The sequence below is a fragment of the Pseudomonas sp. WS 5411 genome (assembly GCF_012985595.1).
GTDB lineage: Bacteria > Pseudomonadota > Gammaproteobacteria > Pseudomonadales > Pseudomonadaceae > Aquipseudomonas > Aquipseudomonas shahriarae.
On sequence record NZ_JAARMC010000003.1, the window covers coordinates 191,201 to 213,281 of the forward strand.

General features: G+C 61.4%; 21 protein-coding genes and 1 other RNA gene. 11 read left to right on the plus strand and 11 right to left on the minus strand.

Annotated elements, in window-relative coordinates; all coding sequences use genetic code 11:
* Window positions 1-90: 90 nt before the first annotated feature.
* Window positions 91-567, minus strand: a complete 477-nt coding sequence (locus HBR93_RS07490) for a hypothetical protein (protein WP_057440452.1) — start codon at window positions 565-567, stop codon at window positions 91-93.
* A 396-nt stretch (window positions 568-963) separates the two neighbouring features.
* On the opposite strand from HBR93_RS07490, the gene HBR93_RS07495 reads away from it, so the two are divergent.
* Window positions 964-1,629, plus strand: a complete 666-nt coding sequence (locus tag HBR93_RS07495) for a gamma-glutamylcyclotransferase (protein ID WP_057440451.1) — start codon at window positions 964-966, stop codon at window positions 1,627-1,629.
* Here HBR93_RS07495 and glpT read toward each other — a convergent pair.
* On the minus strand, window positions 1,613-2,950 hold the full coding sequence (glpT, locus tag HBR93_RS07500) for a glycerol-3-phosphate transporter (protein WP_057440450.1): 1,338 nt from the start codon (window positions 2,948-2,950) through the stop codon (window positions 1,613-1,615). The genes HBR93_RS07495 and glpT overlap by 17 nt on opposite strands.
* Window positions 2,951-3,238: 288 nt before the next feature.
* Window positions 3,239-4,219 carry an NADPH:quinone oxidoreductase family protein gene (locus HBR93_RS07505; protein WP_057440449.1) on the minus strand — a complete coding sequence of 327 codons (981 nt, stop codon included), beginning with the start codon at window positions 4,217-4,219 and terminating at the stop codon, window positions 3,239-3,241.
* Window positions 4,220-4,368: 149 nt separating this feature from the next.
* On the opposite strand from HBR93_RS07505, the gene HBR93_RS07510 reads away from it, so the two are divergent.
* Window positions 4,369-4,776, plus strand: a complete 408-nt coding sequence (locus HBR93_RS07510; protein WP_029289542.1) for a flagellar basal body-associated protein FliL — start codon at window positions 4,369-4,371, stop codon at window positions 4,774-4,776.
* Between the two features lie 1,078 nt (window positions 4,777-5,854).
* Here the strand turns inward: HBR93_RS07510 and HBR93_RS07515 are convergent.
* The 4 genes from HBR93_RS07515 to HBR93_RS07530 form a co-directional block, all read right to left on the minus strand.
* A complete protein-coding gene (locus HBR93_RS07515) occupies window positions 5,855-6,973 on the minus strand; it encodes an ABC transporter permease (protein WP_169960084.1) in 1,119 nt (372 codons plus the stop codon).
* Window positions 6,973-9,690 (minus strand): ribosome-associated ATPase/putative transporter RbbA, encoded by a 2,718-nt coding sequence (gene rbbA, locus HBR93_RS07520; RefSeq protein ID WP_057440448.1) that lies wholly within the window; start codon window positions 9,688-9,690, stop codon window positions 6,973-6,975. Before rbbA ends, HBR93_RS07515 begins: the two co-directional genes overlap by 1 nt.
* On the minus strand, window positions 9,687-10,652 hold the full coding sequence (locus HBR93_RS07525; protein ID WP_057440447.1) for an HlyD family efflux transporter periplasmic adaptor subunit: 966 nt from the start codon (window positions 10,650-10,652) through the stop codon (window positions 9,687-9,689). The genes rbbA and HBR93_RS07525 overlap by 4 nt, the downstream gene beginning before the upstream one ends.
* 86 nt (window positions 10,653-10,738) lie before the next feature.
* The gene (locus HBR93_RS07530) at window positions 10,739-11,188 is read right to left on the minus strand and encodes an EVE domain-containing protein (RefSeq protein WP_057960942.1); all 450 of its coding nucleotides are present in this window, start codon (window positions 11,186-11,188) and stop codon (window positions 10,739-10,741) included.
* A gap of 195 nt (window positions 11,189-11,383) precedes the next feature.
* On the opposite strand from HBR93_RS07530, the gene HBR93_RS07535 reads away from it, so the two are divergent.
* Window positions 11,384-11,533 (plus strand): hypothetical protein, encoded by a 150-nt coding sequence (locus HBR93_RS07535; RefSeq protein WP_143110453.1) that lies wholly within the window; start codon window positions 11,384-11,386, stop codon window positions 11,531-11,533.
* 2 nt (window positions 11,534-11,535) lie between these two features.
* On the opposite strand, the gene HBR93_RS07540 is transcribed toward HBR93_RS07535, so the two are convergent.
* The 4 genes from HBR93_RS07540 to HBR93_RS07555 all read right to left on the minus strand — a co-directional run bounded on the left by HBR93_RS07540 (window position 11,536) and on the right by HBR93_RS07555 (window position 12,961).
* Window positions 11,536-12,171: a 5-formyltetrahydrofolate cyclo-ligase gene (locus HBR93_RS07540; RefSeq protein ID WP_057440445.1), complete on the minus strand. Its 636-nt coding sequence runs from the start codon at window positions 12,169-12,171 to the stop codon at window positions 11,536-11,538.
* A 57-nt stretch (window positions 12,172-12,228) separates the two neighbouring features.
* A non-coding RNA gene (gene ssrS, locus HBR93_RS07545) (6S RNA) lies at window positions 12,229-12,407 on the minus strand.
* 30 nt (window positions 12,408-12,437) lie between these two features.
* Window positions 12,438-12,755, minus strand: coding sequence for a cell division protein ZapA (locus tag HBR93_RS07550; protein WP_010207385.1), 318 nt, complete (start codon window positions 12,753-12,755; stop codon window positions 12,438-12,440).
* Window positions 12,752-12,961 (minus strand): TIGR02449 family protein, encoded by a 210-nt coding sequence (locus HBR93_RS07555; protein WP_057440444.1) that lies wholly within the window; start codon window positions 12,959-12,961, stop codon window positions 12,752-12,754. The genes HBR93_RS07550 and HBR93_RS07555 overlap by 4 nt, the downstream gene beginning before the upstream one ends.
* 137 nt (window positions 12,962-13,098) lie before the next feature.
* Between HBR93_RS07555 and HBR93_RS07560 the strand changes: the two genes are divergently transcribed.
* The 8 genes from HBR93_RS07560 to gcvT all read left to right on the plus strand — a co-directional run bounded on the left by HBR93_RS07560 (window position 13,099) and on the right by gcvT (window position 22,069).
* A complete protein-coding gene (locus HBR93_RS07560; protein ID WP_057440443.1) occupies window positions 13,099-13,656 on the plus strand; it encodes a YecA family protein in 558 nt (185 codons plus the stop codon).
* Window positions 13,657-13,676: 20 nt separating this feature from the next.
* Window positions 13,677-14,999: a Xaa-Pro aminopeptidase gene (pepP, locus tag HBR93_RS07565; protein ID WP_169960085.1), complete on the plus strand. Its 1,323-nt coding sequence runs from the start codon at window positions 13,677-13,679 to the stop codon at window positions 14,997-14,999.
* Window positions 14,996-16,183: a 2-octaprenyl-6-methoxyphenyl hydroxylase gene (gene ubiH, locus HBR93_RS07570; protein ID WP_169960086.1), complete on the plus strand. Its 1,188-nt coding sequence runs from the start codon at window positions 14,996-14,998 to the stop codon at window positions 16,181-16,183. Before pepP ends, ubiH begins: the two co-directional genes overlap by 4 nt.
* Window positions 16,176-16,661 carry a DUF4442 domain-containing protein gene (locus HBR93_RS07575; protein WP_057444198.1) on the plus strand — a complete coding sequence of 162 codons (486 nt, stop codon included), beginning with the start codon at window positions 16,176-16,178 and terminating at the stop codon, window positions 16,659-16,661. Before ubiH ends, HBR93_RS07575 begins: the two co-directional genes overlap by 8 nt.
* 9 nt (window positions 16,662-16,670) lie before the next feature.
* Entirely contained in the window at window positions 16,671-17,888 is a 1,218-nt protein-coding gene (locus HBR93_RS07580) for a 2-octaprenyl-3-methyl-6-methoxy-1,4-benzoquinol hydroxylase (protein ID WP_169960161.1), read from the plus strand.
* A gap of 127 nt (window positions 17,889-18,015) precedes the next feature.
* On the plus strand, window positions 18,016-19,020 hold the full coding sequence (locus HBR93_RS07585; protein ID WP_057440441.1) for an extracellular solute-binding protein: 1,005 nt from the start codon (window positions 18,016-18,018) through the stop codon (window positions 19,018-19,020).
* A gap of 193 nt (window positions 19,021-19,213) precedes the next feature.
* Complete coding sequence (locus HBR93_RS07590) at window positions 19,214-20,830, plus strand: iron ABC transporter permease (RefSeq protein WP_057960937.1); 1,617 nt, start codon at window positions 19,214-19,216, stop codon at window positions 20,828-20,830.
* A gap of 156 nt (window positions 20,831-20,986) precedes the next feature.
* Window positions 20,987-22,069 carry a glycine cleavage system aminomethyltransferase GcvT gene (gcvT, locus tag HBR93_RS07595; protein ID WP_057960936.1) on the plus strand — a complete coding sequence of 361 codons (1,083 nt, stop codon included), beginning with the start codon at window positions 20,987-20,989 and terminating at the stop codon, window positions 22,067-22,069.
* The last annotated feature ends 12 nt before the right edge of the window (window positions 22,070-22,081 follow it).

Genomic DNA, 22,081 nt, shown 5'->3' on the forward strand with positions numbered 1-22,081 from the left:
GAGTGTCAGCCAACAAATCTGGCACTGTTACACCGCCATCGCGGGCAAGCCCGCTCCCACATTGAACTGTGTCTACTCAGGTGTGCGGCGTCAGAACCGCACGCCCGTGGTCACCATCGCCGCATTGAACCCCAGCAACACAAACTCCGCCGCCACCGGCCCGTAGTGCGCACCCACCGACGGAATGATCACCGGTGCCACGCCGTAGCGGTTCAGCGGGATCTTGTCGCGGTACTTGCCGCGATAGCCCTGGATCGCCCCGCCGGTCAGTTTCAGATACACCGGATAGTCGGCCATGTCGAAGCGCTTGCCGGCGTAGGCGTAGTACGAGCGTTGGCGAAACGAGTTGCGAAAGGTCGCACCGCCATACACCCACCCCGCAGCGTCATTGCGCTCCAGGCCGATCAGGTCTTGATGGTTATTGTGCTCGGGGTCCGGCGCAAAGTGCCGGGTGTAGACGCTGGTCTGGGCGTACCAGAAGCCTTTGTCGTCGTTGGCCGGCGCTTCGGCGGCCAGGGCGGTGGTGGCCTGCGCCAGGAGCAGCAGGCCGGAAAGTCGGTTTTTCATGGTGCGACCTCGATAGTCGGTGAATGCGCGGCTAAGTGGGTCGTGACGTGACGCTATTTTGAGGTCCCGTCGGGCATAAAGGCTGAACGGGCGCTGAAAATAGCGCGGTTTTGCGCGGCAAACCTGACGAATGGGGCCTATTGCTCATGCTTTTTCATATTTTTAAAAGGTATTGATTGCAAGGGGAGCGGTATGGGGAGCGGTCGACATAGTGAAATGCTGCGCGAGGGTGCGTCGGCCCGCTACGGGTCTGACGCGGTGGCCGGGGTGATCAACCGCCAGCAGTGGCGGCAACCTGGCCCATAGTACTTTTTCGCCTTACGGTTACAGCGGTGCGTTCTATTACGGTAAAGTCACCTATAACTGGTAGTACACAGGAGACCTAAGCGATCTGCCATGACCGTTCTCGAATCCGAACTTCTGCAATTGGCTTACCCGCCGCGGCTTGATCTGGGGCCGCAACTCACTCACGAACAATTGATGAGCTCGATGCAGGCCACCATGGGTCTGCACAAGGGTGGGCCGGTCTGGCTGTTTGCCTATGGCTCGCTGATCTGGCGCCCTGAGTGTTCGGCAACCCAGCGCCTGCGCGCCCGGGTCCATGGCTATCATCGAGGCCTGTACCTGTGGTCCCACGAGCACCGGGGTACGCCGGAGTTACCGGGGCTGGTGTTTGGCCTGGATCGCGGCGGCTCGTGCAGCGGCTTTGCTTACCGCCTGCCGGAAGATCAACTGGAGGCCTCGCTCTATGCCTTGTGGCAGCGCGAGATGCCTTACCCATCCTATCGGCCACACTGGCTCAGTTGCCGGCTTGAAGACGGCAATCAGGTGCAGGCATTGGGTTTTGTGCTGGAGCGACACCTGCCCAGCTATGCCGGTAACTTGCCCGACAGTGTGCTGAACCAGGTGTTTGCCAGCGCTTGCGGGCGTTACGGTACCACTCGCGATTATGTCGAGCAGACCGTCAACGCCCTGCGTAGCCACGCCATGCCAGACAAGAATCTGGAGGCGCGGCTCAAGCGATGTGCCAAAGGCATCGCGGCGATTAACGTGCCGAGCTGACGCTATTGGTGTGCCACAGGGTTGGGATCAGGAACGCGATGGCCAGCAGGCACGCGCCGATCAGCAGCACAAAGCCGCCGTCCCAGCCGAAGTGGTCCACGGTGTAGCCCATGGCTGCACTGGCTGCTACCGATCCACCCAGGTAACCGAACAGGCCGGTAAAACCTGCGGCTGTACCTGCGGCTTTCTTCGGCGCCAGTTCCAGGGCCTGCAGGCCGATCAGCATCACCGGGCCGTAGATCAAAAAGCCAATGGAGAACAGCGCGATCATGTCGACCATCGGGTTGCCTGGCGGGTTGAGCCAGTACACCAGGGTCGCCACGGTCACCAGAGCCATGAACACAATGCCGGTCAGGCCACGGTTGCCACGGAAGATCTTGTCCGACATCCAGCCGCACAGCAGCGTACCGGGGATCCCCGCCCACTCGTAGAAGAAGTACGCCCAGGACGACTTGTCGACGGTGAAGTGCTTGGCTTCCTTGAGGTAGGTCGGTGCCCAGTCCAGCACGCCGTAGCGCAGCAGGTAGACGAACACGTTGGCGAAGGCGATGTACCACAGCATTTTGTTGCGCAGCACATACTTGACGAAGATTTCCTTGGCGCTGAATTCGTCTTCGTGGCTGGCGTCGTAGCCTTCCGGGTAGTCGTTCTTGTACTTCTCGATCGGCGGCAGGCCCACCGATTGCGGGGTGTCGCGCATGGTGATGAAGGCAAACGCCGCCACTGCCAAGGCCACGGTGGCCGGGACGTAGAACGCTGCGTGCCAGTCGTTGAACCAGGCCATGCCCAGCAGGAACAGCGGGCCGATCAGACCGCCGCCGACGTTATGCGCCACGTTCCACACCGACACCACGCCGCCGCGTTCTTTCTGCGACCACCAGTGCACCATGGTCCGCCCACTTGGCGGCCAGCCCATGCCCTGGGCCCAGCCGTTGATGAACAACAGAATGAACATCATGGTCACGCTGGAGGTTGCCCAAGGCGCGAAACCGAAAATGAACATCACCCCGGCCGATACCAGCAAGCCAAACGGCAGGAAGTAGCGCGGGTTGGAGCGGTCGGACACCAGGCCCATGAGGAACTTGGACAGGCCGTAGGCAATGGCGATTGCCGACATGGCCAGGCCCAGTTGACCACGGGTATAACCCTCGTCGATCAGGTACGGCATGGCCAGGGAGAAGTTTTTGCGCAGCAGGTAGTAACCCGCGTAGCCAAAGAAAATACCGGCGAAGATCTGCCAGCGCAGTCGTCGGTAGGTACTGTCGATCTTTTCTTCAGGCAGGGGTGCCTGGTGGGGGGCAGGACGAAAGAAAGCAAACATTCAAGAGCTCCAAATTTCTTGTTTTGACTGCGGATGCGAATGTTACAGTTTCGTTACCGAAAATAGCATCGCCTCTTATCTGCAAACACAGGAAACGGGAGTAATTGCATGTTCTTTTACGAACATGTCGCGAATAGATAAGTATAGGGCGTGATCAGATTCCTCACGGCACTTGAGATCAAATGTGGGAGCTGGCTTGCCTGCGATGGCGGTGGACCAGTTACCAAAGACGTAGCTGACCCACCGCCATCGCAGGCAAGCCAGCTCCTACACTAATTGCATTTCAAATCACTGGCGGACCTGCACGACCACCTTGCCCACTGCCTTGCGCTGCCCCAGGTCATTGATCGCCTGCGCCGCGTTGTCCAGCGGATACACCTGCGACACCAGCGGCTTCAACTTCCCCTCGGCATACCAACCAAACAGCTGCTGGAAATTCGCCGCGTTATCCTGCGGCTGGCGCTGGGCAAACGAGCCCCAGAACACCCCGACCACCGCTGCGCCCTTGAGCAGCGCCAGGTTCACCGGCAGGTCGGGGATACGCCCGCTGGCAAACCCCACCACCAACAGACGGCCGTTCCAGGCAATGGCGCGGATGGCCTGGTCAAACAGGTCGCCCCCTACCGGGTCATAGATCACATCGGCACCGTTGCCATCGGTCAGGCGCTTGATCTCATCCTTGAGGTTGCTTTCGCTGTAGTTGATCAACTCATCGGCGCCCGCCGCCTTGGCCACGGCCAGCTTGTCGGCACTGCTGGCGGCGGCAATCACCCGGGCACCCATGGCCTTGCCGATCTCCACGGCAGCCAGGCCCACGCCACCGGACGCGCCCAGTACCAGCAGGGTCTCGCCAGCGGCCAGGTGGCCACGCTGCTTGAGGGCGTGCATCGAGGTGCCGTAGGTCATGCTGAAGGCGGCAGCGGTGTTGAAATCCATGCTCGGCGGAATCGGCAGCACGTTATAGCCCGGTACCGCGACCTGCTCGGCAAAGCTGCCCCAGCCGGTCAGCGCCATGACCCGGTCGCCGACCTTCAGGTGGCTGACCTTTTCCCCGACTTCGCTGACCACCCCAGCCGCTTCGCCGCCCGGCGAGAACGGGAAGGGCGGTTTGAACTGGTACTTGCCCTCGATGATCAGCGTGTCCGGGAAATTCACCCCGGCGGCATGGACGTCCAGCAGGATCTCGTTCTTCTTGATCGCCGGGCTTTCGACGTCTTCCAACACCAGGGTTTCGGCAGGGCCGAAGGCTTTGCACAGCACGGCTTTCATCGGACTATTCCTTTTGGCGTATTGGCCGATAAGTGTAGGTGGGTAAGGTCACGGGTCAACGAGCATGCCCCGGCCTGATAAGTCGCCATAAGCTTGTGCTCTGCCTTGCTAGCGTTATGCTACTGGCAACCGAATGTGAGGAATGAACTGTGAAAGCGTGGATCCTGTTGATGCTGGCCCTGACGTTGCCGATGGCAGCCCATGCCGAAGAAGCCAAGGAAGGCGAAGCGCCGAAGGTCAGCTATTACAGCCTGACGCCGCCTTTTGTGGGCAACTATGCCCTGGATGGCGGCCCGAAACTTCGGGTGTACAAAGCGGATGTGGCCCTGCGCGTGACCGGCCCCGAAGCGGCGGCGGCGATCAAGGCCAATGAGCCATTGATCCGCAACCAACTGGTGGCGTTGTTTACCCAGCAGACTGTCGAGAGCATGGGCAGTGTCGAGGGTAAGGAAAAGTTGCGTCAGGAAGCGTTGAAGCAGACGCAGCAAGTGATGAATGACGAGACGGGCAAGCCGGTGGTTGAAGATTTGTTGTTTAACAATCTGATTATCCAGTAACGCCCATCCTGTGGGCGTCGGCTTGTTGGCGATGGGGCCTTGAAGCTATCGACGCTCACAAGACCGTCACCGTCAGCAACCCGAACTTTGGCGCCAACCTCAGGAGGGGTAACGCCTCTGCACGATGATGATAAAGATTCAGAGGCTCGGTTGGTTTCTATTGTGGAGGTTTTTCTATCGCAAACGTTATGCTTTTGGAGACGGAAATTGTGGGGCCTCCGCCTGATCCAGGATTATCGAATATAAAAGTAAAACGATAAGTTGTTCCTTTTGAAATATGGGTATCCTCGGAGGATATCCAGCTGTGCCAATTACCGCCCTTTATAGGTACTCTTGCCAGTACCACCCCACTGGGGCATATAACTTCAAATATCGGATTTCTGCTTTGGTTGAGTCCACTAAATTTATACTGGATCGTGGAGACAAGTCCGGATGGGCGGGAGTTCAATGAGTTTGGAAAACCAGCAACTAAGTTGCTGGTTATAATAGGGCTTATATATAGATTTTCACTCTTTTTCTATCCGTTCGCCATACCCCATCGGGGGGCGCGTCGAAGACAAAGTAGAACTCGAATGTGTCTACTGTGTTAGATGTTGTGTATTTTGTTGACGACCCCCAAACGCGCCATTGGCCATCTTGTGGAGGGTGGACTGCTAGTATCGGGCCGCCGAAGGTAACAGAGTGAATCTCGAAACGCGGGTTTTTTCCCGTCACCGCACCTCGCTCAAACATATAGCGGAGCGCATGTATGATGTAAATGCCATTACTCCAAGTGGCTTCAACCTCGATTGCTCCTTTGTATCCATGTAATGAATATTCCCCTCTCACTGTTGTTACGCTGGTGGGGTTATTTCGGTCGACCTTAATCTCTATTGTTTCTGAGGGGGCTTCGTCGCTGGAGCCCTTCTTGTCTGAGTCTGATATGTCGCTCATTTTTTGCTCTCCCGAGAGTCTCGATGCAATGAATTTGCGGTCGATTGTTATAGTTAATAACGAGAGATAAACGCCGGCTACTGTCAGAATTGACAGTTTTTCATTTTGTTTTTTAATAAGCTCAGTGATTTTTATAAGTGAAAGTTCAAGAGGCCAGACTCTTCCTGAACCGCGCCAACGCCACCGCAAAAAACAACAAGCCAATCCCCGCCAGCGCCAGCAAATCCGGCCACACCACGCTCACCCCCGCATCGCGAAACAGAATCGCCGCACTCAAACTCACAAAATGTGTGGATGGCGAGCCCTGCATCACCCATTGCAACCATTCGGGCATGCTGTCCAGCGGCGTACTGCCGCCTGACAACAGCAGCATCGGAATAATCACCGGGATCGCCAGCAAGCCAAACTGCGGCGTCGAGCGGGCGAGGGTAGCGAGGAAGATGCCCAGGGCAGTGCTGGCAAACAGATACAGCGCGGTTACCAGCAGGAACAGACTCAATGAGCCGGCCAGCGGCACGCCGAGCATGCCCTTGACCACCACTTCCAGTGACAGCCAGGTACACAGCACCACCACCAGCATGTTGCTCCAGATTTTTGCCAGCATGATTTCCAGGGCGGTCAGCGGCAGCACCAGCAAATGGTCGAGGGTGCCATGTTCGCGTTCGCGCAGCAGCGCGGTGCCGGTCAGGACGATGGCGAGGATGGTGATGTTGTTGACGATCTGGATCACCGCCAGGAACCAGCCGCCTTCCAGGTTGGTGTTGAACAATGCCCGGGTGGTGAGGGTCGCCGGTGCGCGCTGGCTGGTGTCGGCCTGGCCGCTGTAGGTCAGCAATTCACGCTGGAAGATCCGCCCGATATAGCCCGCGCCCATAAAGGCCTGGCTCATCGCCGTGGCATCCACATTGACCTGCACGCTCGGCTGGCGGCCGGCCAGCAGGTCGGCCTGGAAATTGGCCGGCACGTTGATCACGAAAGTGTACTGGCCGCTGTCCATGACCCTATCCAACTGGTCGTAGGCCAGTGGCACGGCGGGCTGGAATTCCGGTGGTTGCAGGGCTTCGGCCAACTGGCGTGACAATTGGCCATGGTCTTCATCGACAAAGGCCACGCTGGCGTTATGCACGCCAATCACTGAACCGGCCGCTGGCATATAAATGGCGACGGTGAAGGCGTAGAACAGAAACAGCAGCAACACGCTGTCGTGGCGCAGGCTGGTGAGCTCTTTGATTCCCAGGCGCAGGATATGGGCGAACTTATGCATCAGGCCTCCTGCTTCTTGAGCATCACCAGGCTCAGCCCGGTGAACCCCAGGAAAAACCCGAACAGCGCCAGGCACTGTGGCCACAGCTGGCGCAGGTCCAGGGCTTTGGTAAAGGTGCCGACGGCGACATCCAGGAAGTAGCCGGCGGGAAACAGCATGCCCATCAGCGCGGCCGCCCCTTCCAGCGAGGAGCGCGGCACGATCAGCCCGGAGAACTGGATGGTCGGCAGGCTGGTGATGATCATGGTGCCGAGAATCGCCGCGATCTGGGTGCGGGTGAACGCAGAAATCAGCAGGCCCATGCTGGTGGTGGCCAGCACATACAGCAGGCCGCCAAACGCCAGGGTCACGCCACTGCCCTTGAACGGCACGCCGAACAGCCAGCGGTTCATCGCCACCAGCAGCGCCAGGTTGATCAGGCTGATAACCAGATACGGCGCCTGCTTGCCGAGGAGAAACTCCAGGCGGGTCAGCGGTGTGGCGTAGAAGTTAGTGATCGACCCCAGCTCCTTCTCGCGCACGATGCCCAGGGCGGTGAGCATGGCCGGGATAAACGCCAGGATCAGTGCCATCACGCCGGGGCCGATGGCATTTACGCTGACCACGTCCTGGTTATAGCGAAAGCGCGTCTCCAGTCTGGCGGCGGCGGGCTGGGCTCGCGGGGAGCTGTTGAGTTCCGCCAACTGCTGCAGATTGGCCTGGTGTACCGCTTCGACATAGTTGCGGCTGGTCTCGGCGCGAAACGGCATGCCGCCATCCAGCCAGGCGGCCACTGCCGGTTGGCGCCCGGCGTACAGGTCGCGGCCAAATCCGGGAGGAATCTCCAAGGCGAGTTTGATTTCCGAGCGTTGCAGGCGCCGGTGCAGCTCGGCCGAATCGCTGATCGGCGGCTGTTCGGCGAAGTAGCGCGAACTGCGAAAGGCCTCCAGGTAGGCGCGGCTTTGTGGGGTCTGGTCCTGGTCATACACGGCGAAGGCGAGCTTCTCCACGTCCAGGGAAATGCCGTAGCCGAAGATCACCATCATGAAAATCGCCCCGAGCAGGGCAAAGGCCATGCGCACTTTGTCGCGCAACAACTCCTTGCCTTCGCGACTGGCCACTGCCAGCAGGCGGACCAGGCTGAAGCCGCGCTTGCTGACCGGCGGCGTGGTCGGTGTGCTGACGGTTGCGCTGGGCGCGGCGGCCTCTGGGGCTTCCTGGGCTTGTTCCAGACAGGTGACAAATGCGGCTTCCAGGGTCTCGCCGTGGAAGTGTTGCTGCAGGGCGTCCGGAGTGTCGCAGGCCAGCACCTTGCCGGCGTGCATCAACGAGATGCGGTCGCAGCGCTGGGCTTCGTTCATAAAGTGGGTGGAGAGAAAAATCGTCACCCCTTGCTCGCGGGACAACTCCACCAGCAAACGCCAGAAATCGTCGCGCGCAGCGGGGTCCACACCGGACGTGGGTTCGTCGAGGATCAGCACTTCCGGGCGATGCAACACCGCCACGGCCAGGGACAGGCGCTGGCGCAAACCCAGGGGCAGCTCGCCGGAGGGTTGTTCGGCGACACTGCCCAGGTCAAAACGCTGAATCAATTCTTCGATGCGCGGGCCGCTGTCGGCCTTGGGCAGGTCGAACAGCTGTGCGTGCAGCACCAGGTTCTGGCGCACGCTGAGCTCACCGTACAGCGAGAAGCTCTGGGACATAAAGCCCACGCGTTTGCGGGTCGCCAGGTCCTTGGCATTTACCGGGTTGCCCAGCAGTGTGGCGCTGCCTTCACTGGCCGGCATCAGCCCGGTGAGGACTTTCATGGTGGTGGTCTTGCCGCAGCCGTTGGAGCCGAGAAAGCCGAAGATCTCGCCACGGCCAATGGCGAAGCTGACCTTGTTGACTGCCGTAAAGTCGCCAAAGCGCAGGGTCAGGTCGTGGGCTTCGATGGCGATGTCGGTGTTGTCGTTTGCCCGAGGAGGGATCACCAGCGGCTGGTTGTTGTGCGCGCTGTCGCCCTGGAAATGGGTGAAGGCCTCATCCAGCTTGCCGCTGGGCGTGACCGCAGCCAGTTCGCGGCTCAGGCCATCGGCGATCAGCTTGCCGCGGTCGAGCATCAGGCAGTGCTCGAACTGCTCGGCTTCTTCCATGTAGGCCGTGGCCACCAGCAGCGTCAGTTGCGGGCGTTCGCTGCGTACGGTTTCTACCAGTTCCCAGAAGCGCCGGCGTGACAAAGGGTCGACGCCGGTGGTGGGTTCATCGAGGATCAGCAAGTCCGGGTCGTGGATCAGCGCGCAGCACAGCCCCAGTTTTTGCTTCATCCCGCCCGACAGTTTGCCCGCCGGCCGGTCGGCGAAGCGTGCCAGGTCGGTGGCCAGCAGCAGGTTGTGCATGCGCTGCTCGCAATCGGCTTTGGACAGGCCAAACAGGGTGGCGAAAAAACGGATGTTCTCGCTGATGGACAGCTCGGGGTAGAGGTTGCCGCCCAGGCCCTGGGGCATAAACGCGATCAACGGGTACAGGCTGTTGCGGTGGCGGCGGTCTTCGATGGAGCCGCCCAGCACCTGCAAGTCACCGTCCTGCAGTTTTTTCACGCCGGCGATCAAGCCCAGCAGGCTCGACTTGCCCGCGCCATCCGGGCCGATCAACCCGCAGCGGGTACCGGCCGGCAGGCTGAAGGCGATGTCGATCAGCGCCTGTTGCTTGCCGTAGCGGTGGTTGATGCCCGTGGCCTGCAGCGCCAGCCCGGTCATTGCAGGTTGGCCGGCCAGTCCAGGTCGGCGGTGCGCACATAGCCGGCGCCGGGCATGCCGGGCTTGGCCTGGGGCACGGCGCTCGGTTGAGTCAGGCGCAGTTTGACGCGGAACACCAGTTTCTGGCGCTCGTCGCGGGTTTCCACTTCTTTGGGGGTGAACTGCGACTTGGCGGCGACAAAGCTGATCTTCGCTGGCAGGGGTTGATCCGGCAGCGCATCGAGCACGATCCGCGCTTCACTGCCCACGGTCAGGCGACCGGTGACGGAGGCGGGCAGGTAGAGGTTCATGTACTGGTCATTCGGATCTATCAGCAGCAACACGCGCCCGCCGGCACCGAGCACTTCGCCAGGTTCGGCCAGGCGCAACTGGATGATGCCGTCGATGGGCGCGCGCAGGCTGCTGTCTTCGATCTCGCTGGTCAGTTGTGCCACTTGGGCCTGGGCCGCACCGATGGCGGCCTTGACCGCATTGACCTGGGCCTGGGCTGCCGTCACCGCCGCATTGCCGGTGTTCTGCCGTGCCTGTTGCTGGTCGATCAGCTGTGCGCTGGCGAAGCCGCGGCGGTACAGCTCCTGGGTGCGCTTGAGTTCCTGGCTGGCCAGCAGGTTTTCGCTCTGGCGCAATTGCACGTTGGCTTCGGCGGCGGCGAAGTTCTCCTTGGCGCGCAGCACTTCGGCCTCGGCCTGGGAACGCTGGGCTTCGAGGGTGCGGGTGTCGATACGCGCCAGCAGTTGGCCCTTGAGCACTTTGTCGCCTTCATCGACCCGCACTTCAGCCAGGCGGCCGGGGATCTTGGTGGCGATCTGCACTTCGGTGGATTCCAGCCGGCCATTGCCCATGTTCAAACCTTCCGGCAGGCGGTCCAGGGTGGACTTCCAATAGCCGAAGCCACCGGCGGCCACCAGCAATAGAATCAGGAGAAAGGCAAAGAAGTGCGAACTGCGATGTGACGTCGACATGGGTGCATCCTGCGGTGTTAGCGTCCTAGTTTGCCGGGATCGTAACCGATAGCCGTTGATACCGGTCAAATGAATACCGTTAGGCGTTAACGCAGGGCCATTACCGCCGCCCATTGCTGGGCCGTCACCGGCATCACCGACAAACGACTGCCTTTTTGCACCAGCGGCAGTTCGGCCAGGGCCGTCTGTTGTTTGAGGTAGCCCAGCCCGAGAACGTTGGGGAAGGTCTCGACATGCGCCACTGTAATGGCGCTCCATGGATTTTTTTCCGGGGTGGCCTTGGCATCGAAGTAATGGCTGTCAGCTTCCAGCGCTGTCGGGTCCGGATAAGCCGCCTCAATGATTTTCCCTACGCCGGCAATCCCCGGTTCGGGGCAACTGGAGTGGTAAAAGAAGAACGCGTCACCCACGGCCATGGCCCGCAGGAAGTTGCGTGCCTGGTAATTGCGCACGCCATCCCAGCGCGCCTCGCCGAGTTTCTCCAGGCCCTTGATGGACAGCTCATCGGGCTCGGACTTCATCAGCCAATAGGCCATGGTTTTGCTCCTTTGCAGGGGATTGGGCAGGTTGTCTGTCAATTTCATGACAAACCGACGGTCGGTTGACGTCAAGGTTTGCGTGTTGGTTCACGTTACCGCAGAATGCCGGGATTTTAAGCTTGACGCAGCTGGAACGGACTACTTTGGAACGTTGCTGTCATCGTGTGTGATAGGCCTGAAGGGGGGCAATCGATGAAACGCAAACCGGATTTACTATGGATTTTGGTTATTTTGTTCGGTCTGGGCGTCGTGACCACCGGGTATGCGCAAAGCCTGTGGTCGAACAAGACCGAAGCCCCGGTTGAATTTGCACAGCAGCAGCCACAAACCTTCAAGCGTTGATGCTATTTCGGCGCCGTTGATTCCAGCGGCGTCCCCTCTGCGATATACCACTTCTTATCGGTAACGGTGCCATTCAATGGCACGTCCCAGCTGGCCTGCGCCAGTCGTTTGACTTTCTGGCACTCATGGGCCAGGCCCAGCAGCGTCGGCTTGCGCCACGACGAGCGGCGCGCCAGGTACGCCAGGCTGCGATCGTAAAAGCCGCCGCCCATGCCCAGCCGCCCGCCCGCATCATCGAAACCCACCAATGGCAGCAGCACCAGGTCCAGGGCCCAGACCTTGCGCTGGCGCCCGATATTGACCCGTGGCTCAAGAATGCCGAAGCGATTGGGCGCAAGTTTTTCCCGGGGACGTACCCGTTGGAACACCATCTTGGTCCGTGGCCAGGCGCTGAGCACCGGCAGGTAGGTGGCCTTGCCCCGGCGCTGGGCAGCGCGCAGCAGCAAGCGCGGATCGATTTCGCCATCCGTTGGTAGGTATAAAGCAATATGTTTGGCCCGGCGAAACAGCGGGTGCTGTGCCAGTTGCCGATACAGGCCAAGAGCTGCCTGGCGCTGCTCGCCCGGCGTCAGGGCGCGGCGGGCATTGCGCAACATGCGTCGAAGTTGCGGACGGGAAAGCGGCGCAGGTTCGGTCATGGTGTTCGGCTCATAAAACAATGCCAGTCCGGGGACTGGCATTGAGTTTGGGAATTCAGGCTCCCCGACAGAACCGCTGTCGACTAAGCCCTTGAACCCGAAAGTTCAAGGTGGAAGAAGCAGTAGGCTTTAAGGCTTTCCGTCTAGCGGACATGCACACCAGCCCAACGTGCAACTTCCAGGGTAGTGCGAATCGGCTCCGGGACATCGCCGACTGGCAAGCACGCCAGGGAGTGGGGCGAGTATACCCCAAACAGACTCGGCAATCAGCCCTTGGGTGCGTCTGAATCGCTGGAAAGCACCAGATCCACACGTTCCAGCAGGTCACGCACCTGCTCGCGTGTCGAGCCGCTGGCCTGTACGTCAGGGCGCTCCTGCTTATGCAGCAAGTCGTGGGTAATGTTCAGGGCGGCCATCACGGCGATACGGTCGGCACCGATGACTTTGCCGCTGCTGCGGATTTCACGCATCTTGCCATCCAGGTAGCGGGCGGCGCTCACCAGGTTGCTGCGCTCTTCCTGGGGGCAGATGATCGAATACTCTTTGTCGAGAATCTGCACGGTGACGCTATTGCTTGAACTCATGAGTCTTGCTCCAGGGCCTTCAGGCGCGAAATCATCGACTCGACCTTACGCCGGGCGATTTCGTTTTTTTCAATGAGGTGAGCGCGTTCCTCGCGCCAGGTCTTTTCCTGAGCTAATAGGAGTCCGTTTTGACTCTTTAGTTGCTCGACCCGGGTAATTAGCAATTCGAGTCTGGCCATCAGCGCTTGCAAGTCGGCGTCTTCCATAGGGTTCCACTGGATTTGTCTGATGAATGGCAACTGCAGGATAAACGATCTGACGCCCTTGATAGTCGGGTGCGTCTGCCGGTGCTAGGATACAGCGCTTCATTCTAGACATCGCGCCGCCTGGCGCCTAGCTCATCATGCCTATTCAGAATTCCCCGTACGACGCTTTTTCCAAACTGCTGAGCTCCAGCGGTCACCCTTGCTCGCCTGCCGAACTGCATGGCGTGCTGCTGGGCCGTAGCTGCACCGGTGTCGGCTTTGACGCCGACAACTGGCTGGCCGACGTCGCCGAGCTGCTGGAAACCGAGCCTACCGAAAACGTGCGCAACGCGTTGATCGGCTTGCAAGAAATGGTTAAAGGCGAGCTGACCGGTGATGACGTCACCGTAGTCCTGCTGCTGCCAACCGATGATGCGCCGCTCACCGAGCGTGCTGCTGCACTGGGTCAATGGTGCCAGGGCTTCCTCCATGGCTTTGGCGTGAACGCCGGCGGCCTGGAGCTGAGCACCGACGCCAAGGAAGTGTTGCAGGACCTGGCAGCCATCTCCCAGGTGCAAGACGCCCTGGAAGAGTCCGAAGACGGCGAAGGCGACTATATGGAAGTCATGGAATACCTGCGCGTCGCGCCGCTGCTGCTGTTCACCGAGACCAAAAAGTCTGCTGAACCCGCAGCAGTCAAGCCGTCGCTGCACTAAGAGAGGGAACCCACCTGCCCATGATCCATATCCCCAAAGCGGAATACACCCGCCGCCGCAAGGCGCTCATGGCGCAGATGGAACCCAACAGCATCGCGATCCTGCCGGCCGCCGCCGTGGCGATCCGCAACCGTGATGTCGAACACGTCTACCGCCAGGACAGCGACTTCCAGTACCTGAGCGGCTTCCCCGAGCCCCAGGCAGTGATTGTGTTGATGCCTGGGCGCATTCACGGCGAGTACGTGCTGTTCTGCCGTGAACGCAATGCCGAGCGCGAATTGTGGGACGGCCTGCGCGCCGGTACCGAAGGCGCGATTCGCGAATACGGCGCCGACGATGCCTTCCCGATCACCGATATCGACGACATCCTGCCCGGCCTGATCGAAGGTCGCGACCGGGTGTATTCGGCCATGGGCAGCAATGCCGAGTTCGACCGGCACCTGATGGAGTGGATCAACGTGATCCGCTCCAAGGCGCACCTCGGTGCGCAGCCGCCGAACGAATTCGTTGCCCTGGATCATCTGCTGCACGACATGCGCCTGTATAAATCCGCCGCAGAAGTGAAGGTCATGCGCGAAGCCGCACGGATTTCCTGCGCGGCCCATATCCGGGCAATGCAGGCCAGCCGCCCGGGGTTGCATGAATTCAGCCTGGAAGCCGAGCTGGACTACGAGTTCCGCCGGGGCGGGGCGAAGATGCCGGCCTATGGCTCCATCGTCGCTTCGGGGCGCAACAGCTGCATCCTGCACTACCAGCAGAATGATGCGGTGCTCAAGGACGGTGACCTGGTGCTGATCGACGCCGGTTGTGAAATCGACTGCTATGCCAGCGATATCACCCGTACCTGGCCGGTCAACGGCAAGTTTTCCGCCGAGCAGAAGGCGATCTACGAAGTGGTGCTGGCCTCCCAGGAAGCCGCCTTTGCGCAGATCGCGCCGAACAAACACTGGAACCAGGCCCATGAGGCGACGGTGCACGTCATCACCGCCGGGCTGGTGAAGCTGGGCTTGTTGCAAGGTGACGTGGACGAGTTGATCGCCAGCGAAGCCTACAAGGCGTTCTATATGCACCGCGCCGGGCACTGGCTGGGCATGGATGTGCATGATGTGGGCGAGTACAAGGTCGGCGGCGAGTGGCGGGTGCTGGAAGTGGGCATGGCCCTGACCGTGGAGCCGGGCATCTACATTGCCCCGGATAACCAGAACGTGGCAAAGAAATGGCGTGGCATAGGCGTGCGCATCGAGGATGACGTGGTGGTGACCAAGCAAGGCTGTGAAATTCTGACCGGTGGTGTGCCCAAGACCGTGGACGAGATTGAAGCACTGATGGCGGCCGCCCGATGAGCCGGGTCAACCTGGCGATTATCGGTGGCGGCCTGGTGGGCGCCAGTTTGGCGCTGGCGTTGCAGGCCGGGGCCAAGGCTCGCGGTTGGAAGATCGTGCTGATCGAGCCCTTTGCCCCCGGCGACAGCTACCAGCCGAGCTACGACGCACGTTCCTCGGCGCTGTCCTTTGGCGCGCGACAGATCTACCAGCGCCTGGGTGTGTGGCAAGACATTTCCCGGCGCGCCGAGCCGATCAAGCAGATCCATGTTTCCGACCGTGGGCGCTTCTCTACCGCGCGCTTGTCGGCGCTCGAAGAGGGCGTACCGGCCCTGGGCTATGTGGTGGAAAACGCCTGGCTCGGGCAGTGCCTGTGGCAAGGCCTGGACAAGGACGTGATCAGTTGGCGTTGCCCTGCAGAAGTCAGCCGCATGGAACCGCTGGCCGACGGCTACCGCCTGACCCTCAACGATGAAACTGTCATCGAGTGTGATCTCGTGGTACTGGCCGATGGTGGCCGCTCCGGCCTGCGCGAACAGTTGGGTATTGGCGTCAAGCAACGGCCTTACAACCAGAGCGCCCTGATCGCCAACATCACCCCCAGCGAAGCCCATAACGGCGAGGCTTTCGAGCGTTTCACCGACGAAGGCCCGATGGCCTTGCTGCCGCTGGCAGACAACCGTTGCGCACTGGTCTGGACCCGCGTCGGCATGGACGCCCAGCGCTTGGCGCAACTGGATGAACGCAGTTTTCTCAGCGAGTTGCAGGGCGTGTTTGGTTATCGCCTGGGCACCTTGAAACAGGTTGGCGCGCGGCACTTGTATCCGCTGACCCTGGTGGAGGCCGAGGAGCAAGTGCGCTCGCACCTGGTGATCCTCGGCAATGCCGCCCACAGCTTGCACCCGATTGCCGGCCAGGGTTTCAACCTGTCGCTGCGCGATGCCTATGCGCTGGCCGAGGCCCTGTTGGCCGGGCCGCAAGTGCCGGGCGACCTGGCGACCTTGCAGGCCTACCGCGAACGCCAGCGCCTGGACCAGCAATTGACCGTGGGCTTCTCCGACCAGGTCACCCGCCTGTTTGGCAGCGGCCAGCCGCTGGTCGCCATGGGTCGCAACCTCGGCCTGTTGGGCCTGGACCTGTTGCCGCCGGCCAAGCGCTGGTTCGCCCGGCAGGCCATGGGCCTGGGCACGCGTCCCGATGCGTAAGTGGCTGACGGAGCGCCTGGGCAAGGCACGGTTGTTGCGCTGGATCATGACCCTGTATCCGCCGTATCTGGGCGCAGGCGTCCGTGTGCAGCACATGAGCGCTGATTTTCGTCAGGTGAAGGTGCGCATGGGCCTGGGCTGGTACAACCGCAATTACGTCGGTACGCAATTTGGCGGCAGCCTGTACTCGATGGTCGACCCGTTCTACATGCTGATGCTGATGGAGAACCTGGGGCGCGACTACATCGTCTGGGACAAGGCCGCGACCATTGATTTCATCTCGCCGGGCAAAGGCCCGGTGTTTGCCGAATTCTCCATCGACCAGGCCTTGCTCGATGAGGTGCGACGGCAGACCGAGGGCGGCGAGAAATACTTGCCGCACCTCAAGGTGCAGATTCACGACGGCTCCGGCACCCTGGTGGCGCGAGTCGACAAAACCCTTTACGTGCGGCGCAAGCCGCCAGCGAGACAGGCATAAAGCATGGACATGCGCGCAGATGTGCTGATTGTCGGGGCCGGAATGGTCGGAAGCGCCCTGGCGCTGGCGTTGCAGGGCAGTGGCCTGCAGGTGCTGCTGCTCGACGGCAGCCCAATGAGCGTCAAGCCATTCGACGCCGATGCGCCGTTTGAACCGCGGGTGAGCGCCTTGTCGGCCGCCAGCCAGCGCATCCTCGACCGCCTGGGTGTGTGGGATGGCATCGCCAGCCGCCGCGCCAGCCCCTACGGCGAGATGCAGGTGTGGGATGGCAGCGGCACCGGGCAGATCCACTTTTCGGCGGCCAGTGTGCATGCCGAGGTGCTGGGGCATATCGTCGAAAACCGCGTGGTCCAGGACGCCCTGCTTGAGCGCCTGCACGACTGCGACCTGGGCCTGCTGGCCAATGCACGCCTGGAGCAGATGCGCCGCTCCGGCGATGACTGGCTGCTGACCCTGGCCGATGGCCGCACTTTGCGCGCGCCGCTGGTGATCGCCGCCGACGGCGCCAACTCGGCTGTGCGCCGCCTGACCGGCACCGCCACCCGCGAATGGGATTACCTGCACCACGCCATCGTCACCAGCGTACGCAGCAGCCAGCCGCACCAGCGTACCGCCTGGCAGCGCTTCACCGACCATGGTCCGCTGGCGTTCCTGCCGCTGGTACGCGATGGCCAGGAAGATTGGTGCTCGATCGTCTGGTCGACCACGCCAAGTGAGTCCGAACGCCTGATGGCCCTGGACGACGACAGCTTCTGCCGCGAACTGGAGCGCGCTTTTGAAGGGCGCCTCGGCAGCGTGGTCAGCGCCGACCCGCGTCTGTGCGTACCGCTGCGCCAGCGCCACGCCAAGCGCTACGTCGCCGAAGGTCTGGCGCTGATTGGTGATGCTGCCCACGTTATCCACCCATTGGCGGGGCAGGGGGTGAATCTGGGGTTCCTCGATGCCGCCGTGTTGGCCGAGGTGCTGCTAAAGGCGTGCGAGCGCGGTGAGCGCTTGGCGGATGTGAAGGTGCTCAGTCGCTACGAGCGTCGGCGCATGCCGCACAACCTGGCGCTGATGGCGGCGATGGAGGGCTTTGAACGGTTGTTCCAGGCTGACCAGTTGCCATTGCGCTGGTTGCGCAATGCGGGGCTGAAGATGGTCGACCAGATGCCCGAGGCCAAGGCGCTGTTTGTGCGCCAGGCATTGGGCTTGACCGGAGACCTGCCGGATCTGGCCAAGGCCTGAGGCCATCTGTCGCACCTTAAATGGCACTCGTGCAACATCTCGTAACTCCTCCGGCCAGTGTTCGGTTGAGATGCTAAATGTGAGTCCTTATCATTTGCGCTCACTTTTCCTACGAGAGACCGCACCTATGTTGGCACCCAAGCGCCTCCTGACTGCCCTGGCACTCACCCTTATCGCCAGCACCACCGCCCAGGCGGCTGACGAAGTGGTGGTCTACTCCTCTCGTATCGACGAGTTGATCAAGCCGGTGTTCGACGCCTACACCAAGAAAACCGGGGTGCAGGTGAAGTTCATCACCGACAAGGAAGCGCCGCTGATGCAGCGCATCAAGGCCGAAGGCCAGAACGCCACCGCCGACCTGCTGCTGACCGTCGATGCTGGCAACCTCTGGCAAGCCGAGCAGATGGGCATCCTGCAGCCGTTCACTTCCAAGGTGATCGACGCCAACATCCCCGCGCAATATCGCGCTTCCAGCCACGCCTGGACCGGCTTGAGCCTGCGGGCGCGGACCATCGCGTACTCCACCGACCGCGTGAAGCCGGCAGAGCTGACCACCTACGAAGCCCTGGCTGACAAGCAATGGGAAGGCCGCCTGTGCCTGCGCACCGCGAAAAAGGTCTACAACCAGTCGCTGACCGCCACCCTGATCGAGACCCATGGCGCAGAAAAGACCGAAGAACTCATCAAGGGCTGGGTCAATAACCTGTCCACCGATGTCTTCTCCGATGACGTCGCGGTATTGCAGGCAATCAACGCCGGGCAGTGCGACGTGGGGATCGTCAACACTTACTACTACGGCCGCCTGCACAAGCAGGACCCGAAGCTGGCAGTCAAATTGTTCTGGCCGAACCAGGGCGACCGTGGCGTGCACGTCAACCTGTCGGGCATTGGCCTGACCAAGTACGCCCCGCACCCGGAAGCCGCCAAGGCTCTGGTGGAGTGGATGACTACGCCTGAGGCGCAGAAGATCTTTGCCGACGTCAACCAGGAGTTCCCGGCCAACCCGGCGGTAGAACCCTCGGCTGAAGTGGCGAGCTGGGGCAAGTTCAAGGCTGACACCCTGCCGGTGGAAGTGGCGGGCAAGCGCCAGGCCGAGGCGATTCGCCTGATGGATCGTGCGGGCTGGAACTGAGTACAATTTGTAGGACGCCGCAGTTCTAGTGTGGGAGCGGCTTGTGTGGGAGCTGGCTTGCCTGCGATAGCATCACCCCGGTATCGCTGATAAACCGAGGTGTCTGCATCGCAGGCAAGCCAGCTCCCACACAAGCCCGCTCCCACAGTGCTTTGTGCAGGTTTCCACATCATCCACTGCTTGAGAATTCCTTTTGGCCCACCCCGCCCAACGCCGCTGGTACCTGCCAGTCTTCACTGTCGCCGCCCTGGTGCTGCTGCCGTTGAGCGTGTTGTTGCTGTCCTGGCAAAGCATCGACACGCAAATCTGGTCGCACCTGTGGGACACCCAGATGCCGCGTCTGCTGGGCAACACCTTGACCCTGGTGCTGGGCGTCGGGGTCGGTGTAACGGTGCTGGGCGTGAGCCTGGCGTGGCTGACCAGCCTCTGTGAGTTCCCCGGCCGGCGTTGGCTGGACTGGGCGTTGATGCTGCCGTTTGCCATCCCGGCCTATGTCCTGGCGTTTGTCTTCGTCGGCCTGCTGGACTTCTCCGGGCCGGTACAAACCCTGCTGCGCGAGTGGTTCGGCACGGGCCTGCGCCTGCCGCGCGTGCGCTCCACCAGTGGCGTGATCATCGTGCTGGTGCTGGTGTTCTATCCCTACGTCTACCTGCTGGCGCGCACCGCCTTTCTGGCCCAGGGCAAGGGGTTGATGGAAGCGGCGCGGGTGTTGGGCCAATCACCCTGGCAGGCATTCTGGCGGGTGGCCCTGCCCATGGCGCGCCCGGCCATCGGCGCCGGCGTGGCCCTGGCGTTGATGGAAACCCTGGCGGATTTCGGCGCAGTGTCAGTGTTCAATTTCGACACGTTCACCACCGCCATCTACAAGACCTGGTATGGCTTTTTCAGCCTGTCCAGCGCCGCGCAACTGGCGAGCCTGCTGCTGTTGGTGGTGATGCTGGTGCTCTACGGCGAGCGCCGGGCCCGTGGCGCCAGCCGCCCGAGCAACGAGCGACCGCGGGGCAAGGCGCTGTATCACCTGAGTGGCTTCAAGGCCGCCGCCGCCACTGGCTGGTGCGCCCTGGTGTTTGCCTGCGCCTTTGTCATCCCGATGCTTCAACTGCTGGCCTGGTTCTGGCAGCGCGGGCGTTTCGATCTCGACGAGCGCTACGCCGGGCTGATCGTGCATACCCTTTACCTGGGTGGCATGGCCGCGTTGATCACCGTCAGCGTGGCGTTGCTGCTGGCGTTTGCCAACCGCCTGGCGCCGACCCGCGCCATCCGCGCCGGGGTCAGCCTGGGCAACCTGGGCTATGCCTTGCCGGGTTCGGTATTGGCGGTGTCGATCATGCTGGCGTTCAGCTATTTGGATCGCGAGTTGGTGATCCCTGTGTCCAGTTGGTTGGGCGGTGCTGGCAAGCCGTTGCTGTTGGGCAGCCTGTCGGCGCTGCTGATGGCCTATCTGGTGCGCTTCCTGGCCGTGGCCTACGGCCCATTGGAAAACAGCCTGGCGCGCATCCGCCCGTCCTTGCCGGAAGCAGCGCGCAGCCTGGGGGTCAGTGGGCCACGACTGTTTTGCAAAGTGTATCTGCCACTTTTGTTGCCCGGCACCTTGAGCGCCGCGCTGCTGGTGTTTGTCGATGTGCTCAAGGAAATGCCCGCGACCCTGCTGATGCGCCCGTTCGGCTGGGATACGCTGGCGGTACGCATCTTTGAGATGACCAGCGAAGGCGAGTGGGCGCGTGCCTCCTTGCCCGCCCTGACCCTGGTGTTGGTCGGCCTGTTGCCGGTCATCGGCTTGATCCGACGTTCGGCGCGACGAATCGGTTAGGTGTCAGTCCTACGGCTTGAGGCTACAATGCGCGGCATTCGGTGCGGCCCGTCTTTCGGGTTGGGTTGCTGATTGTGGCTGCAAGCCTTGTATTTCAAGGTGTGTAGCCCGAACAGCAACCGTCCGCACCTTCGCCACGCCCGGAAGGAGAAACCCATGGGACAGCGTACGCCTCTGTATGACCTGCATCTCGCCCTTGGCGCGAAAATGGTCGATTTTGGCGGTTGGGATATGCCTCTGCACTACGGCTCGCAAGTCGAGGAGCACCATCAGGTGCGCCGTGACTGCGGGGTGTTTGATGTTTCCCACATGACCGTGATCGATATCTCGGGCCTGCAGGCCAGGGAATGGCTGCAGTACCTGTTGGCCAATGATGTCGATCGTTTGCATGGCTGCGGCCATGCGCTGTACAGCGCCATGCTCAACGAGCAGGGCGGGGTGGTGGACGACATGATTGTCTACCGCACCGAAGAGGGTTACCGGCTGGTGGTCAATGCGGCCACCCGCGACCAGGATATCGCCTGGATGCAGAGCCAGTTGGGCAGCTACCAGGTGCTGATGCGCGAACGCCCGGACCTGGCCATGCTGGCGATCCAGGGCCCCCAGGCCCGGCACAAGATTGCCGAGTTGGTCACCCAGTCTCGCGGCGTGTTGATCCAACAGCTCAAGCCTTTCGAGGGGCGTGCCGACGGTGACTGGTTTATCGCGCGCACGGGCTATACCGGCGAAGATGGCCTGGAAATCGTCCTGCCTGCCGATCAGGCCCCGGGGTTTTTCAACGACCTGGTAGGCGCGGGCATCTCGCCCATCGGCCTCGGTGCTCGCGATACCCTGCGCCTGGAGGCCGGCATGAACCTCTACGGCCAGGATATCCACCTGAATGTGTCACCGTTGGCCGCCAACATGGCCTGGAGCATCGCCTGGGAACCCGTCAGCCGCGATTTCATCGGGCGCGCCGCCCTGGAAGCCGAGCGTGCGGCCGGGGTGCAGCTCAAACTGGTAGGCCTGGTGCTGGAAGAACGCGGGGTTTTGCGCGCTCATCAAGTGGTTCGTATCGCCAATGTTGGCGAAGGAGAGATCACCAGTGGTAGTTTCTCTCCTACGCTAAGCAAATCCATTGCCCTGGCGCGTGTACCGATGGCAACCGCCGACCGTGCCGAGGTAGAAATTCGCGGTAAGTGGTACCCGGTGCGAGTGGTCAAACCGACCTTCGTGCGCCATGGTAAAACCTTGATCTAATCTTTTCCGGGC